General features: G+C 55.5%; 11 protein-coding genes. 5 read left to right on the top strand and 6 right to left on the bottom strand.

Annotation, left to right across the window (positions count from 1 at the left end):
* Positions 1 to 47: 47 nt before the first annotated feature.
* From DWQ09_12580 to DWQ09_12570, 3 genes are read left to right on the top strand one after another with little or no spacing between them, the layout of a single operon-like run.
* Positions 48 to 1877, top strand: a complete 1830-nt coding sequence (locus DWQ09_12580) for a hypothetical protein (GenBank protein ID KAA3627971.1) — start codon at positions 48 to 50, stop codon at positions 1875 to 1877.
* The gene (locus DWQ09_12575) at positions 1874 to 2698 is read left to right on the top strand and encodes a cytochrome C (protein KAA3627970.1); all 825 of its coding nucleotides are present in this window, start codon (positions 1874 to 1876) and stop codon (positions 2696 to 2698) included. The genes DWQ09_12580 and DWQ09_12575 overlap by 4 nt, the downstream gene beginning before the upstream one ends.
* Positions 2692 to 5130, top strand: a complete 2439-nt coding sequence (locus tag DWQ09_12570; GenBank protein KAA3627969.1) for a hypothetical protein — start codon at positions 2692 to 2694, stop codon at positions 5128 to 5130. The genes DWQ09_12575 and DWQ09_12570 overlap by 7 nt, the downstream gene beginning before the upstream one ends.
* A 431-nt stretch (positions 5131 to 5561) precedes the next feature.
* Here the strand turns inward: DWQ09_12570 and DWQ09_12565 are convergent, their stop codons facing one another.
* The 6 genes from DWQ09_12565 to DWQ09_12540 all read right to left on the bottom strand — a co-directional run bounded on the left by DWQ09_12565 (position 5562) and on the right by DWQ09_12540 (position 14009).
* Positions 5562 to 6296 (bottom strand): hypothetical protein, encoded by a 735-nt coding sequence (locus DWQ09_12565; protein ID KAA3627968.1) that lies wholly within the window; start codon positions 6294 to 6296, stop codon positions 5562 to 5564.
* Positions 6297 to 6329: 33 nt separating this feature from the next.
* Positions 6330 to 7895, bottom strand: a complete 1566-nt coding sequence (locus DWQ09_12560) for a hypothetical protein (GenBank protein ID KAA3627967.1) — start codon at positions 7893 to 7895, stop codon at positions 6330 to 6332.
* Entirely contained in the window at positions 7862 to 8734 is an 873-nt protein-coding gene (locus tag DWQ09_12555) for a hypothetical protein (protein KAA3627966.1), read from the bottom strand. The genes DWQ09_12560 and DWQ09_12555 overlap by 34 nt, the downstream gene beginning before the upstream one ends.
* Before the next feature lie 9 nt (positions 8735 to 8743).
* The gene (locus tag DWQ09_12550) at positions 8744 to 10030 is read right to left on the bottom strand and encodes a 4Fe-4S dicluster domain-containing protein (GenBank protein KAA3628033.1); all 1287 of its coding nucleotides are present in this window, start codon (positions 10028 to 10030) and stop codon (positions 8744 to 8746) included.
* A gap of 79 nt (positions 10031 to 10109) precedes the next feature.
* The gene (locus tag DWQ09_12545; protein ID KAA3627965.1) at positions 10110 to 10454 is read right to left on the bottom strand and encodes a hypothetical protein; all 345 of its coding nucleotides are present in this window, start codon (positions 10452 to 10454) and stop codon (positions 10110 to 10112) included.
* Between the two features lie 6 nt (positions 10455 to 10460).
* Positions 10461 to 14009, bottom strand: coding sequence for a nitrate oxidoreductase subunit alpha (locus DWQ09_12540; protein KAA3627964.1), 3549 nt, complete (start codon positions 14007 to 14009; stop codon positions 10461 to 10463).
* 258 nt (positions 14010 to 14267) lie between these two features.
* Between DWQ09_12540 and DWQ09_12535 the strand changes: the two genes are divergently transcribed.
* Together DWQ09_12535 and DWQ09_12530 are read left to right on the top strand one after the other, a co-directional pair.
* Entirely contained in the window at positions 14268 to 14462 is a 195-nt protein-coding gene (locus DWQ09_12535; protein KAA3627963.1) for a hypothetical protein, read from the top strand.
* A 237-nt stretch (positions 14463 to 14699) separates the two neighbouring features.
* Positions 14700 to 16940 (top strand): universal stress protein UspA, encoded by a 2241-nt coding sequence (locus DWQ09_12530; protein KAA3628032.1) that lies wholly within the window; start codon positions 14700 to 14702, stop codon positions 16938 to 16940.
* The last annotated feature ends 61 nt before the right edge of the window (positions 16941 to 17001 follow it).

Genomic DNA, 17001 nt, shown 5'->3' with positions numbered 1-17001 from the left:
GGGTGAGTTCGATCTTATATTACCCCTCGCTACGGGCATGGCGTGCTGTGCTGCTCGTCCTGATGATGGCAATTGTCGGGCTGAATGGTGACGGGTTTCTACCGGCCGCTGCGGCTGCCGAGGTCGACGCAAAGGCGCACGATGCTGCCGTCGACAAAGACGAAATCCGCGAAGAAACCAGGGCGGCCTTAATCCCCGCGCCAAAACCCAAACGCTCGAATTATCCAAACATTGGCGTGAGCAGCCGCACCATTGTCTGGGTTGTCGCCCAGATGCATCTGTTTTTTGGCGCACTGGTGCTGGCGGTTCCCATCTTCGTACTGGTCATCGAATTCATCGGTTTCAAGACCAACGATGATCGTTACGACGATATGGCCCATGAGTTTATGAAGATCAGCCTTACCGCATACGCTATAACGGCGTTGTTCGGCGGCGCCCTGGCGCTGTGCCTGTTTTTGCTCTATCCCGATTTTATGAACTATATGATGCGGGTGTTCGGCTCGCAGATGCTGGTCTATGCGGTTTTGTTCTTTCTCGAGAGCATGCTGCTGTATATCTACTACTACGGATGGGATGCCCTGCGCTACGGCAATAGCAAGTGGGTCCACTTGACCTTGGGACTACTGCTAAACGCCGTCGGCACCACACTGCTGGTGGTCGCCAATTCCTGGACAACCTTTATGATGGCGCCTTCCGGGGTCGATAGCGCAGGTGCTGTGATCGGCAATATCTGGGAGGTGATGAAAGGACCCCTGTGGAACCCACTAAACCTGCATCGTTTTATCGCCAATATCGCTTTTGGCGGCGCGGTAGTGGGAGCGTACGCGGCCTTTAAGTTTCTCAGCGCGAAGACCGCCGCGGCGAAGGCCCACTACGATTGGATGGGCTATACCTCGAATTTTATTGCGATACTCGCGTTCCTGCCGTTGCCGTTTGCCGGTTACTGGCTGATGGCTGAAGTCTATGCATACTCCCAGCAGATGGGAATCCTGGCAATGGGTGGCATTCTGGCGTGGCTGTTCGTGATCCAGGCGGTGCTGATCTGCACTATCTTGTTCGCCGGCAATTACTATCTTTGGTCCGGTATGGCGCGCACCGAGGGCAGTAGTCGTTACCAGTGGCTTATCAAGTATATCGCTGTCATTCTGGTGCTTGGTTTTCTCGTCTGGGTGACGCCCCACAACGTGATCTACACGTCCAATGAAATCGCAAAACTGGGCGGTGTAAATCACCCCGTGCTGAGCCCTTTGGGTATCATGCCGGCAAAGAATATCGCCGTGTTTCTGATGCTCATCGTTACGTTCCTTTCCTTCCAGATCTATCGGCGCGCCGATAAGGTCATCACCGTCTCCTGGCAAGATTGGGGTAACGCCTTGATGGTTGCCATCTACATCGTGGCGATCGGAAACGTGATCTTTGCCGGTATCTACTACGGCTATTTCACTAACACTGTCTATAAGGTGGGCTCCAGCGTCATACAGGTGACATCGACGTTGGTTGTGATTGTAGCCGGCGTAGTGATCGACAGCCTCATGTTCAAGGGAGCAAAGACCTTGCCATCCTCTTGGGGCAAGGTCTCCGACCGCTCCCAATATGCCCTGTTCGCGTTGCCGATTGCCTTTACCTGGTTGATGGCGCTGATGGGTTATATTCGCTCGTCTGTGCGCACCCACTGGCACGTGTACACGGTGATGAAGGACAACTCCCCCGATAATTACATCCCCACCCTTGCAACCGTCGGCAACACGGTCACCGGTGTAACCCTTTTGTTCCTGATCTTTTTGTTATTTATCTTCTGGATCGCCAACCTGAGCGGCATTAAGCAGATACCTCCTGCGCCCGCGAACAAATCCGTACCGGCAGAAAGTGCGGCATGACTGTGTTGCTAAAAACCCTGGGCTTCAGTGTTGCGCTGATCCTGGTATTTACCGCCGTCAGCTATGTACTTCCACAGATGAAAGGCGAGGCGCCGGTGGACAGAGAGGTGGACGTGGGGGCATTGACCATGGACTCCTTCATCGCCCTGGGAAAGGATTTATACCAAGGAAAGGGAACCTGCACGCTGTGCCACAATCAATTGGGCCGGGCGCCGGATCTGCTGGCATTCAACGTGGAAAAAGAATCACTGCAGCGGATGGCGGATTCTCGCTACCAAGGCAAAGCCAAGGACACCGAAGGTTATCTGCGCGAGTCCATGCTGGATCCGAATATCTATGTTGTCAGCGGGTTTGGCAAAAAGGGCTCCAACGATACCGAGTCGCCCATGCCCGCCATCGATAAACCTCCTGTGCAACTCTCCGCAATGGAAATCGACGCCATCATCGCTTATCTGCAGCACAAGGATGGCAATACGGTGACGGTGGCCCTGCCCACAGAGACATCTTCGGTGGCGGCCGCACAAGAAAAAACCGTGGCGGAAATACCGCCGCTTGCCCAAAGTCCCGAGGAAGCAATCGCAAAATTCGGTTGCGCGGCCTGTCATTCCATTTTGGAGACAGAATCGACCGTGGGGCCCAACCTGAATGATGTCGCCACGCGGCTCAGCATCGACCAGATCCGGGACAGCATCATCGCGCCGACTGCGGTGATCGCTGAGGGATACCCACCCATCATGCCCGATCTTTCCGAAAGAATGACCATCAAAGAATTGGAAATAATCGTGCAGTTTCTGGCGAAACAAACCAAGGGTCAATCATGAATTGGAGGGTTTCCGCTTTCTGGCAGGCGGTCATTATAATTGTCTTCGCCTGGGCGATATTCAACTGGGCCTTTCCACCGTTTATGCCGAGGTCATTGATGATCACGTATATGATCATCACCATTCTCGGCGTAACCCTTTACTTCTCCAGTGAGGATCGGCGTTGGACGGAATTCAAGACGCCAATCATTGCCACATTGCGCGACGACAACAAGCAGGTGCTGCGCTGGGCCTTGCTGCTCTTTATACCGCTGTTGCTGGGCTATACCGCATACAATGCCGTAAAACCCTCCTTCGAGACGCCTATGGAATTGCGTCAGGTTCATCCTGCTCCGCCCGCCTCCATACAGGTTTACGACAAAAGTTATGACCTGGCGACACTCGAGAACCCACTACGGTTAGAGATATTGGACCAACTCAACAGCGATCCGGAGTCAGCGTGGGAAACCTATAAGGAGACAGTGCGCGCCGGTAGCGAAGTTTATTATCAAAATTGCTTTTATTGCCATGGCGACATGCTGGGTGGAAAGGGTCATTTCGCCAAGGGGTTTAATCCTCTTCCCACCAATTTCCAGGACGTGGGCACAATTGCTCAATTGCAGGAGTCGTTCCTGTTCTGGCGTATCACCACCGGCGGACCCGGATTACCCACGGGTGGAATGCCCTGGAATTCGGCCATGCCAGTGTGGCACGAGATGTTGAACGAGGAAGAAGTGTGGCAGGTGATCACCTTTCTCTATGACTATGTGGAGCAGGTACCGCGCATGTGGGACCAAGCGATCTCCAAGTCGGTAACCGGCATGAAAGATATGATCACCTCGCAGCGGGCCAAGATGAGCAGTGAGGAGATCTACCGGTTTCGTTGCGCCGTGTGCCACGGCGAAGACGGCGCGGGGGATGGACCGGCGGCGGAGTTTCTCTATCCGCGGCCCCGGGATTTCACCCAGGGCTTAATGAAATTCAAGACCGCCGCCGGGGGTCTGCCGCCCCGGGACGAGGATCTATTCAGCATTATCAAATTCGGATTAACGGGGACCAGCATGCCCGGTTGGTCGAGTGTGCTTACCGATACCCAGATCAAGGGCCTGATCCCGGTTATGAAACGGCTTGATATCTCCTACACCTGGGCGCCGCTGGATGCGGCAGACGAGGCCTTTGACGATGAAGGCCATTATCTGAAATCCGATTTCAGGGTCATCACCGATCAGGAACCGACCGGTGGCCAGATTTCCTACTCGCCGGAATCCGTCTCCCGGGGTAAAGAGGTCTTCGAGGAAAACTGTAAAAAATGTCACGGAGCGGAAGGTCGTGGCGATCTCACCTCTGGCGAGTTTCTGGACGATGACTGGGGCTACCGTACCTGGCCCCGTGACCTGACCGAGCCCTGGACCTGGCGAATAACTGAAGCACAGGCCGGAAATGATGAGCGCAGCCGGGATGAAACAATCCGTAACATCTACACGCGCCTCTCGGTGGGGATACCAGGCACCCCGATGCCCTCGCATCGGTCGGTAAGCGAGGAGGAGGAGGACTCGATCACCCTGGAGGACCGCTGGCACGTTGCCAACTACGTCTGGTCGTTACGCACAAATGCATCCGCGCCGGGCAAAAGTACGGTCATCGAAGGGGTGGAAGTGGCGAATGGATTGCCAGACGATGTAGAGGATGCAGCATGGAATCAAGCGCCGGCCGTCACTTTCCGATTGGTGCCCAACATTATCAAAGAGGAGCGTCTGTTCACTCCGCTCAATGATGCAATCACCGTGCGGGCCCTCTACAACGACGAGGAGATCGCCTTTTTACTAGAGGTGAACGATCCGACTGAAAGTATTCCCGGCGGGCCAGTGATCAAATATTTCCCGGATGGTGATGACCAGACCATGTTCGCTGACGCCTTCGCCATTCAATTTCCCAAACAGAATTCCTATTCAACGGCACCGGTTGAAAAACCCCTGTACCGCCACGGGGATCCAGAGCATCCCACCACCATCTGGTACTGGAATGCCGGCTCGGTTGAACCGCCCATTGAGCCGCGTGCGGTATTACTGGATGCCAGTGGCCCCGATAACAAGTTGGTGGTGCGTGACAGTGGCAATGACCTGGTGGCGCAGGGCCAGTGGCAAGATGGCCGTTGGCGTGTACTCATGAAACGCCCCCGCAGCAACAGTGACGGCTCGTTGGATCTGAGCTTTCCTGAAGGACAATTCATCCCGGTGTCGTTTGCGAATTGGGAGGGGAACAACGGCGAGATCGGCTCCAAGCACACCTTGACCACGTGGTACTGGCTGCTGCTGCCACCTGACACCAACAACACTCTGGTCTACGGCGCACCCTTCGGGACCATCATGGTTACCTTCCTGGCAGGTATTTTGTTAGTCCGGAATCAACGTCAAAAACACCGCTCGACAACAAATGGTGTTGGCTCGGTATAGCTTGTGCGACAGTTTTGGCGATGGTACCCGGAACCCATCGCGCAAACAGAGCTCCACCGGAAAAACAGGCCTGTTCTCATCCACAACAAAAATGCCGGAAGGTGCCACACGCACAATCCGCCGCAGCAGTTTTTCAGAGTCAACCGGTGGCTACGTCGAATCCCTTATCGATGGGTTTTTGAAATAGGTTCCAGTAAACCAAATGTTGTTAATCGTACCTGTTTATTGCTCTGCGTTGGTGAATACAGGACGGGCAATATAAAATACGTGCTGCCATTGACCAAGGACGCCAAGTCGTTGGCAAACGAAGAAAACCGAAAATCACACTTTTCGGTTTTTGTGGCCCGATAACTCCAAGACTGGCTTATTCACCTTCCCTAATGACTGTATACCGCCAGGGCACTGAGTTCGAATAATCCTGCAGAGGTAGATCAAAGTTTCAGGCTGGCATTGATTTCTGTGGCCTCTTTGGCCTTGACTACCACCTGCTGTTCGCTTTCTCCCAATGTTTCATGCCAGATCTTGAGTTTATAGGTGCCCGGAGGAATATCCGTAATGGAAAATTTACCATCCTCGTCCGAGAGAACCGTATAGGGGGTTTCTGCCACGATCCAGTATCCACCCATCCATGAGTGGATATCACATTTAGCCCGAATGGTCCCTGGCCTCCTAAGCTTGTTTGCCGCCACGACCATCTTGGTATCGGCGGCGATTTTCTTGTTGACGTTATAGATCCCTTTGCTAACCGTGTGGAAATTGTGTCCCACGGTATCGCTGTTCAGTACCACCCCCTTGCTCTTTGGCTTGATCAACAATATACGGGGAATGAATGTACACTGCTTTTGATCGTACACAAATTCTTCCGGAAAGCCCCAGTCTTTACCGGATGCAATTTCTGTAATACTCAGCACGACGTTCATTATGCCGCCACTCTTATTAACCAGTAGCTCGTCGGAAGGCCGGTCGCCGCCGCAGGCCTCAACATCTTCATCCACCGTCAACATCTTTGGGGTTGGCGGGGTACCCTCGAAGGTAATCCGGCCCTGTACAATACCGCCATTTGCGACGCCGTCCGCCAGCACCTTGTAGCTGGCGGCCTGTGCGGAATTGATCGCGAAAACAAACACCCCCACGGGGATCAGAATATCCCACCGTATTTTTTTCATCTGCTACTCCTAAGGTGAGTCGTCGAAAGGTATTTATTCAATCCTCAATTCCATCCATTGTGAAACGGATTTCTGCCCATTGCGGTCATGATCGCTGCCGTCCCATGCTGCGATGGCGACCGGGAGTATTTTCTTTTGGCCCAGTGCCGAGCTTGAATCAAGGGCCTGCCGCATGACCACCGTCCACATGCCGTTGCGCCACACACCGTGTCCTTCTACGGTCTGATCCGCAGCCGGCAGACTGGTCAGCGTGCCGAACCCCTTTGCCGCCAGCACCTGGACTGGGGTGCGGTGCTGATTGGCTGAGAGGGGATTGGCCGCCGCACGACCCGCAAGGTAAATCTCATCGCTGGTATGATCGGCATGCGGTGACATCGGGTCCATGGTGACACCGTATTTCTGCACCACGTCGCCAAACCCTGCGGCCATATCGGCTTCCCAGTCGGCCTTCCAGTGCCAGATAGTTACCACGTCCTGCTCGTCTCCCATACCAATAAACGGTATACCGACATAGTCACCGGGTTCCCCCTGAGGCACATACTGAATCGCTACCGCATCCCGAAAATCCCTTAACCGTATGACCTCCTCATTCTTTTTGGTGTCGTGCCACTGGAGTCGAAATGCAGCCATTTTTTTACCGATTGCGACCTGTACCTTCACGGTGTCCACCCAAGCGTCTCTTGCCCAAAGGGGACGCAACGGGACAATCGTCGCGGTCGCCTGTTCCCAGATCGGATCATCAATGTCGAGGGATGGATCGGCCGATATCTTAACGGCTTGCAGGGTTGGGGTTGCTGTTGGCCCTGCCGGTGCTGGTTCATCGCCCGTGGATGAAAGGGACTGGATATAATGGACCAGCTGCCAGCGTTGCTCCTCTGTCAGGTCATCGATAAACGACGGCATTGGCGTCCCGTCAAGACCGGTCATAAAGGTGCGGTAGATATCCTCGGGTGATACGCCGCCTTTCATCAGTCCGGGACCACGGGTGAAATCGTAGGGACGGATAGGACGTTCCAGATCATCCGTGAGGGTTGAAGCCGCGGATCCGTCACCCTTGCCACGCGGACCATGACATTTTTCGCACTCCATCTCGATATAGACCTGTTTCCCCGCCTGCACGCTTGCTTCGGTCGACTTCGGGGCTGACGCAATCGCAATCGGCGGTTCAATCGCATCCTCGTAGGTGAAGATATCCGAAAAAGATTTCACATAATTGATAACATCGGTGAGTTCCTGTTCGGACAGACGATCCCAGGAAGGCATGGAGGTGCCGGCGACGCCACGTTGCAGGGTACGGTGCAGATCCTGATCAGTCGGCGGCGCCCCGGTCGGTGTACTGCGGAATTTATACACGCCGCGGGTAAAATCCCGCGGCTTAGGCCACAGCAAATAAGCCGCAGGGCCTTGCCCGTCACCCTTTTCCCCGTGACAGGAACTACAGTGTCGCTGATACAGTTCATTGATCTCCGGACTAGCCGCAAAGGTGAGTGCAGAGGGTAGAAAGAATCCGGCCAATACCAGGGTGGAAAGCACGGTTTGTCGCATGATCTTCATCTCTCTCGTGATTACTCGAAGGTTGAATCCACACCTAATGCGCATGCCTCGCAGTCTTCCCCGTCACCGTCCTGCGTATCTCCTACCTTGACGGCGATGAGCGTGGTGGGCGGAGCAATGCCAAGAATGCTTCGTTCAGCGGGGACAAATGCCGCCAGGAGGGCGCCGATCGCGCCTTGAAAACTCTGCGGCGGTGAATCATCCCTGATCCCATCCGCTTTTCTACGCAGCGCCAGGGCAAACGCCGTTGTCCACCAGGCTAAGTGATCGCGAAAAAAATGCACTTGAGCGTCCTGGCAGAGCTTCGCGTGGTCTTCGTCGCCCTGTTCCAAGGCATATAGGGTCTTGGCGTTCAGCCAGGCCATGAATTCCAGTTCCAGGGCAATGTGGTCATGGCGCTCCGGGGATTTGCGCGACGGCTCCAAGCCGAAGGCGCGATAAAAACCGGCGATATCCGCCAGCTGATGGGAACGATAAACGGAAAAGGTCTGGGGACAATATTCGGTTTCGTAAGGGGGACACTCCTGGGAAATGAGGAGGCCGAACACGCGGTCAAATTCTTCGCTGAAGTCCTCTTTAGTTTGCCGAAGAAAGGAGATTGACGGCGCAAGATCCAGCGCCTCCAAGGCGATCTCGCCGGGCGCCAGACAATCGGGACAGGCCCGGGGATCTTTTTGGATGACCTCAGCCGCCGCCCGAACCAGTTCCTGGAAATCTCGATCGAGAATTTGTGGCCACCGTGAAGACAACGGCTTCGAAGTGGCCAAGGAGAGGAATTGGTAGAGAGTCAATCTGGCTTGATCAAGGACGCTGGTGTCCTCCTTCGCACCCCTATAGGCTGGATTCAATTTCTTTTCGTTTGCCACAGGCGCGGAGAGATTCATCTTAGGTACCTAAATGGAGTTGACATGATTTTTGGACCGCTCGAAGGTGGGTTCTTCCACCGTGATGCGGACCACTTCCTTACCCAGCTTGTTGTAACCGTAGATGGTGTCGTTGAATATCTCTTGCACCACCTTTTTCCCCGAGGGGAGTGTATTTTCGATCTCGGCGACCTTGGGACCTTGTTCAATCCTGAACTTAAAGATGATCTGCTGGGTGGCGCGAAACAGCTGCAACACCGCCAGCAGTTCCCGATCGGGACTGCTGTATTGTTCGATGGCATGACCGACACCGGGACCAAACATCTGGGTTAGATAACTGCGCGGCACCCAGCGCGGTGGGATGTAATAGCCATTGGGCTCAGTACCAAACTGGGGATAGAGTGGCAATGCCACTTTGCGCTCCCGCACCAGATAATTAATCGGGTTGTCAGGGTTCTTTGCCCATTTGCCGTCTGCGCTCTTCTCAATCAGGCCCTGCAGACGGATCTTGCCCACGCAGGCGGACATACAGCGGGTTTCCAACGGGGCCTGGTCCGGACTCAGGGTCGGATCCTTGCCCTCGATACGCGGGTAGCAGGCGATGCACTTCTCGCTGATCCGGGTGGTGGAGTTGTACATGGGTTTCTTGTACGGACAGGCCTCCACACACTTGCGGTATCCCCGGCAGCGTTCCTGGTCGATGAGAACGATGCCATCTTCGGGCCGTTTATAAATGGCATTGCGGGGGCAGGCGGCCAGGCAAGCGGGATAGGTGCAGTGGTTACACAGGCGTTGCAGATAGAAGAACCAAACCCGGTGCTCGGGCAACTGGGCGGAATAACCCCACTGGTCTTTGGCCCTGATCTTCCCGGTAGCAGTCTCTTCGTGGATGTTGGGGCTTTCCCATTCCTCATCGGAGGGGATGTAACCCAGGGCGCGCATGGACCCGTCGGTGGAAAGATGGTTTGGAGCGGCCTCAAAAATGGTCTTACCGGCGAATTCCCCATAGGGTTTTTCGGGGGCCTGACCATTGGCCCGCCACACCTGTCCATCGGGATTCTTATTTTCCAGCATCGCCAGCAGCTTGGCGTCCCAATTTTGCGGATAGCCACCATAGGGTTTGCTTTCCACGTTATTCCACCACATGTACTCCTGCCCCCTGGCAAAGGTCCAGGTTGACTTGCAGGCCATGGTGCAGGTCTGGCACGCAATACAACGATTAATGTTAAAGACAAAGGCGAACTGCCGTTCTGGATGGGCCTCTTCGTGGGGATAACTCATTCCCCGTCCGAGTTGCCAGTTGTAGACGTCAGCCATGGTCTCAATCTCCATCAAGGTTGTAGCGGTTTCCTGTTAACGCGCGGGAAGGGTCTCCGCTCGTCGCAAGGTTGATAAATCAGGTTCTTTGGGTCTTGTTGGATTCGCTGATTGAACAACGCAATACGCCGCATCGCCGTAATGTTCGTTCGATGCATTCGTTGACGGCGTTGCGGCCCAAGCGATTGGCCAGGCTATGCGAGGCCAGAAAAAATGGGTCTTCAAACAGCTGAGCAATCTGCTGCGCGTTCCATCCCATGCGGGCGAACTCCTCGATCAGGCATTCCAGCATCACCCCTTGGTCCCCGCTGACCGGTTCGGCGTGCATTTGCAGGGGGTCATCGGAATCCGCCGGTTTTTGGCAACCGCTACCAAGCGCCGCAGCGCCGGCTTGGCGCACCTTGAGTTTCTGCCGATGGCTCATTGTCGCTTATGCCTCCGTAATGAAACCGCCGGCGAGGTATTTGCGCATCTCCTCGGATTCGGCCCCCGGCGAGTGCCCCGTGGCGGCGGAGTGCCAAACACCTTTGCCATGCAGCCCACCATCTTCCGCTTTGGTGATGCGAATGAGGGTCTCTTTGGGAACCGTGTTGACGCCGTGGTTGTCGACGGCGAAGCCGAATACGAAATTCATGCCCCCGGTGTCCTTGTGAAACAGGGTATCCGTTTGGTGCATGGGCATGAGCCAGCTTCGGGTAATGCTTTGGTGGGAACCATAGCGGTAGCTGGACTGGTAGCCGGTATCCTTGGCCAGTGCGCGGCCATCCGCACGGGTCTCGTGTGCTCTGACCGTGCGTTCAGTGCCAATCCACCCGGTATGTTTCATGATCGTCATCCCGTAAGGCAGGGATAGGTTGAATTTGACCCGCACCAGACAACGGAACGCCCTGGCACGAAAGCTGTCATTCAACTTCCAACCCACATAGGGGCGATCGACGGGATTGGCATCCACATAGACGTAGTCACCCTCATTAAAACCACTGTCCTTGGCCGCCTGGGGATTCATCTGGATCTGCCGGTCACCAACGCCGGGGGCCCGTTTGTCCTTGCGGTAGGGATCGCTGAAACTGGTGCTCCAGATCCAGTTCCAGTCCACGGTCGACCAGGACGAATGGGTGGAGTGCCGACTCTTGGGCGTCGAGCAGAGAAAACGGAATCCCTGCTTCCAAAGTGGATTAACGGTATTCTTGACCTCGCTCCACGGCATCTTGACGTTGCGTACGGTACGCAGATCAGGGTCCATCGCATCCAGGGGAATGCCAAAGTCATTAGGGCGAATGTAGGGACTGCTGGAGACAATGACGTTAGGCAGGTAGGGTGTTGCCTCGGTCCCCTCCCGGTGGACCATCAGGTTCTCGCCGTACTCGATGGCCTCGGGCAGATCACAATAGGCCGACATCCGGCCGTGATCCGTATAGAACGGTATGCTGTCATTAAGCTGTTCGTAAAATGGCACCCGTGGGTAGGTGCGGAACAACATCAAGGCGGAGCCCGGTTCTCCGCCGTACTCACCTTTGAGTATCTTGTCGAGTTGGTAGGGGCCGTCTTTGCCGCGGGTCGTGGTGCAGTTGTCCAGCACCCGCTGGATATAAACCCCGGCCTTTTTCTCGGTGATGTATTTCCAGTAGTCGGCAAAGCGGCGATCCCCGGTCAGCTTGGCGAAGGCGCGGCCGACACCGGCAAAGATTTCAGCATCGTCCTTGGAGTCGTGGACCGGCTTGACGCCCTTGCCACCCCAGACCTGGATAAAAGGATTGGAACAGGAGCCGCCGATCTCCAGATCCTCGAACTCGGCCCAGGAGTTGGCCGGCAGCACGACATCGGAGTACTCCGCCGAACCGGTCCATTCCACCTGCTGATCGACGATCATATCGATCTTGGGAAAGACGTTGACGATCAGGTTGTAGATCCACTTGCTCTGGTTGATCAGGTTGGCATTGTTGTACCACATCACTTTGGTGGGTGTGGGCATGTGGGTCTTGCCGGTGAAGACCTTTCTTCCTCCCTTGGGAGTATTAACGATTAGCGGCCTCTCACCGTGACCCCAGAAGGCCACGTCTTCACCATAAGTGTAATTGTGCAGGTGCTCGTGATGATCCATGCGAATCGTTTCATCGAGCACCGGCTTGAACGGGTTCTCGTGGCTGTAGGAACCGACACCGGGGCCGCTCCAGGATGAGGCCTGAAACAGCGCGCCTTTATAGTTGCCGGCCCAGGTAAAGACGCCGGCGCCATGTTTGCCGAAGTTGCCGGTTAACATCAACGGCAGATGGCAGGCCCGGTTGTGCAGGGTGCCGTGGAAATAATGATTGGTGCCCTCGCCGTGGTGCACAGAAACGGGATGCCCGGCTTTGCTGGTCTCCCAGATATCTCGTGCCAGGCGTTCCACGAGTTCTGGGTCCGCGCCGCTGATCTCCTCTACCGTCTTAAGGTCGTAGTCTTTGAGATGGCGCTTGTACATCTCGTAGGCCGGCATGACTTCAACCTTGTTGCCGTCCACGGTGTGGACAGTGAAGGTTCCGGTCAGGGCGGCGTTCATGTTCGCCTTGTCACCCACCTCCTCACGGCTGATAGCGACCACTTGGCCCGTTTTTTCATCCCAGAGGGTGAAATCACCGATGCGTTCCCGCTGCTCATCGCTCAGGCCCTGGATCTTATACGAGGGGCCGTTGCGAAGATCCTTGGCCTGATAGCCCTTGATGACCTCTTCGGGCCGCAAGCGGCGTAGCGTATCGGTGCGCACCAACAGCGGGAAGTCGGTGAACTGTCTAACGAATTTCTTATCGACCCAATCGTTGTCCATGAGGATCCTGGAGACCGCCAGCAGCACCGAGATGTCCGAGAGTCCGGGTCGCGTTCCGATCCAATAATTGGCCTTGGCCGACGGCGCGTTATAGTCCGGGGTGATGGTGACAATCTTGCCGCCCCGTTCCATCATCTCGTTGAGCCAGTGTGACTCCGGCATCTTGTTTTCCACCAGGTTCTTGCCCACCTGAATGGTCAATTTGGAAAAGCGCAGATCGGACATATCGATGTCGGAGGTCTGCAAACCATGGACAAACGGCTGGCCGGGGGCCTGGTCGCCACGCCAGGTATATTCTGTCCACTCGCGCGAACCCTGGGCTTGTTCGGGTGTGGCGCCACGGGCGTGGTGATCCACCAGGGCCATCATATTGGCAAAGCGAAACAGGCCGAATTTACCGACCATCCCATGGATTGGAAGTGAGGAGCCGATCTTCATGGTGCGCGTGCCCGCACCGTGCCAGTGTTCGAGCATCTCCTCTTCGTAGCCGTCCTTCATGAGTCGGCGTTTACCCTCATCACCGCTATAGGTACGGCCCACGGCCATCAAGCCGCGGGCGCAATACTCCGATACCTCCTCCCACGACATGCGCACAAAGGTGTCGTTGCCACGATCGTCGAAGCGGTATTTGGAGCGCAGTTTCGGATTGTCGGAGAGCGAGGGGAAATCCGCATCGGCCCACTCTTTCCACCCCTTGCGGATCACCGGTCCACTGAGACGATAGGGACCGTAAACCCGACGTTGAAACGTGTAGCCCTTCAGGCACCCGCGCGGATTCCAGGATTGGGTGGTCTTGTTGCCATAAAGATCGCCGCAGCGATCAGCATCATAATTCTGTTCACTACGGATCATGACCCCGTTGCGGACAAACGCCCGCATACGGCACATGTGGGTATCGTTGGGGGCACAGATCCAGGTGAAACTGTCGTCATACCGGTATTGGTCCAGGTACACCTTCTCCCAATCGCGGTCTGGATAGTATTTAAGGGGATTTTTGATATCTGGGATCGCCACCAGTGACGCCAACACATCCATGTGGGTGAAACCAGCCGCCACGCCCGCGGACCCTGCGGTGAGGAGCTGCAGGAATCGACGCCGACTGAGCACCGTTTGATTTTCGTTGGTGTCTCCTGCTCCAGGATTGGGACCGTCTTTGGGCTGATTTTCGTCTGACATCGGTTTCGCACCCCTTTAGTTCGTGCTATTAAACGCTGCCTATCCCACCTTTCCAGAGTAAGGTTGGTATCACGTGCCGGTAACAATCCGGTAACACGCAGCCTTCCATCCCTCCCTAACAGCCTTTACCGCCCCTGGGCCGAATGATGGTCACCCGGGTCAAACCATCTGTTGCTATACGCAAATTCCCTGTTCCGGGTGTTACCGGATTGTCACCGGCACGTGATAACAACAAATTTTTCGAGGGTCTGACGGTTCATGGGAGAGCAGAAACAACGCAACTTGGAATCCTTCGTTGCCCGGATCTGGCTGGAACGCGGGCGGGATGGCGTAACCATGTGGCGCGGGCATATCCGGCATGTCCAGAACGGCCGTGAGGCCTACTTTCAAGGTCTTGGGGAGATGCGTGAATTCCTGGAACAGGTAAGTGACGTACCCGGCCCTACCACCTGACCTGCACCAGGTCTTGACAGCCGAACCACGTGTTGAGACGGGTTCAAAAGAGCGTCCTAGAAAATGACAAATATATTTTTTTCGATAGCCTGCAAACTAGGGTTGAGACGATTGTCAGGTCTTACCGCATTCGACTATGTCGTGCTCACCGGCGGTCTGATTAACATGATTGTTGTGAGCTTGATCATCATGCATTGGGTGTTGCGTTGAGGTCGGAAGGACACGACTGTGCAGACATTGACCCAAGTAGAAAAACAAGAAACCGAGCAGGCCCGGCTACCCCGCTATCAACGGATATTGCTGGCGACCGATTCCTCGGATCATGCCAACCGAGCTACCCAGGAAGCCGCTACGTTGGCAAAGGCCTACGGCGCAAAGATCACCGGCGCCCATGTATATGCCGCCAAGATGCACGATGTGCGTTTCCGGCAAATGGAGGGCGGCCTGCCGCAACAGTTCCGTGAAGAACAGGAGTTGGAACGACAGCGGGATACACACGATGATCTGATCAGCCGGGGTCTGTCCATTATCACAGACTCTTATCTGGATCAGGTGGAACACATTTGCGGCGACGCCGGCGTCCCGTTCGTGCGCTGCGCCTTGGAAGGAAAGAACTACCGTCAGTTAGTCAACGAAACCAACAGTGGTCGCTATGACCTGTTGGTCATCGGCGCATCGGGCTTAGGCGCGGTGCAGGACAGCCGCCTCGGCACCGTGTGCCAGCGTGTGGTACGTCGCTCCGATATCGACACACTGGTGATCAAAGATCCGGACAGGTCGATCGCTGCAGGCCCGATTGTAGTTGCGGTGGATGGGAGTTCACGGTCCTATGGCGGTTTGCTGACCGCCCTGTCTTTTGCGCAACAGTGGCATATGGGGATAAAGATCGTTGCGGCCTTCGATCCCTATTATCACTATGTCGCATTCAACCGCATCGCCAGCGTATTGTCGGAAGAGGCCGGCAAGGTATTCCGCTTCAAGGAACAGGAAAAACTACACGAAGAAATCATCGATAACGGACTTGCCAAGATCTATCAGGGACATCTGGAAGTTGCCGAGACGATTGCCCTCGAACATGGTTTGAAAGTGGAGACCGAGCTGCTGACGGGCAAACCCCACGACGCCATCGCCAAGTACCTGCGCAAGATCAAGCCATCATTATTGGTATTGGGCAAGGTGGGCATTCATGCCGATCCCGATTTGGACATCGGCGGCAATGCGGAAAATCTGCTCAGCGACGCAGACTGCGCGGTATTGCTCAGTCAACGCACACATCAACCACGCGTCGATGTCGTTGCCGAGATAACGACATCCTGGACCACCGAAGCCGAGCAGCGCATGAGCAAAGTGCCGTCGTTTGTGCAGAACATGGCGCGTATGGCCATTTTGCGCTATGCGCAAGCACACGGACACACGGTCATTACCGAACGCATTGTCGAAGCGGCAACCGCACAACTCATGCCGGGACATGCGGAAAAGGCGATGGAAGAAATTGTTACGGCCTATGATGCCGGAGAGATCGGCCAGTCGCGCGAACGCCAACCGGAAATCGGCACAACTATGGCCTGGAGTGATGAAGCACAGACCCTCCTCGGTACGGTCAGTGATACGGCGGTACGGGTAAATCTGCGCATGCGCGCGGAGAAGAAAGCACGCACAGAAGGTGCAGGTCGGGTAGAGAAACGACATATCCAGGGTTTTCTGGGTAGGACGAGAAAAGGGTCAGGCGCGAATAGCCAACAACCAATTATTGAATCTGACCACGTTTTTCCGTTGCACTGGCGAGCCGCTGCGTTGGCACGTCTGATGCGTGTGCCTGAAGGCTTCATGCGCGACAAGTCCAAAGACCGAATCGAGTCGTATGCGCGCAGCCGCAACATTAGTGAAATCTCGCTGGAGATTGCTGAAGCCGGCTTAGTCGAAGCACGCAAGTCCATGGAGACGGCGCAGCAGGAGAATGAACAATCGAGATCTGCCGGAGCGGCGCCCGCGCCGCAATCCGGTCCCAAACCAAGCAAATGCCCGTTCACCAGTACAGAAATAGGGTCAGATTCGAATAATAAAAAATCGATCGTCGAATCCGATCCTACTCTTCCATGGACAGAAAAGGCCGCCGCCGAGCTTGCGCGGGTTCCACCAGGCTTCTGTCGTGACATGACTCGTAAGGCAGCGGAGACCATCGCCCGGCAAAGGGGCGTAAGTACAATAGAGCTGAGCTTCGTACAGGAGTTTATGCAAACCTTCGCGGCCGGCGCCAAGGTCGCGGAGGAAACCATGCCCTGGGACAACGCCGCACGGGCACGCATTGCCAAAGCCCCCGACATGATCCGCGGCATGCTGGTAAAAGAAATTGAGGCCTGGGCTCAGCGCCAGGGGTTCGAGCGGGTCGAAGAAGAGGCGGTACAAACCGTGAAGAATCAGTGGGCGGAGCAGGGACAGTTTCATCTGGACCCCAGTGACCCGCGTCGGACCGCGTAGGGTGCAACCGGTACATCGGATTGAACTTGCAGGATGGCGTACAAATGAAAAGCCCTCATTG

It is taken from the genome of Pseudomonadota bacterium, from assembly GCA_008501635.1.
Lineage (GTDB): Bacteria > Pseudomonadota > Gammaproteobacteria > QQUJ01 > QQUJ01 > QQUJ01.
This window is presented reverse-complemented; position numbering and strand designations above follow the sequence as displayed.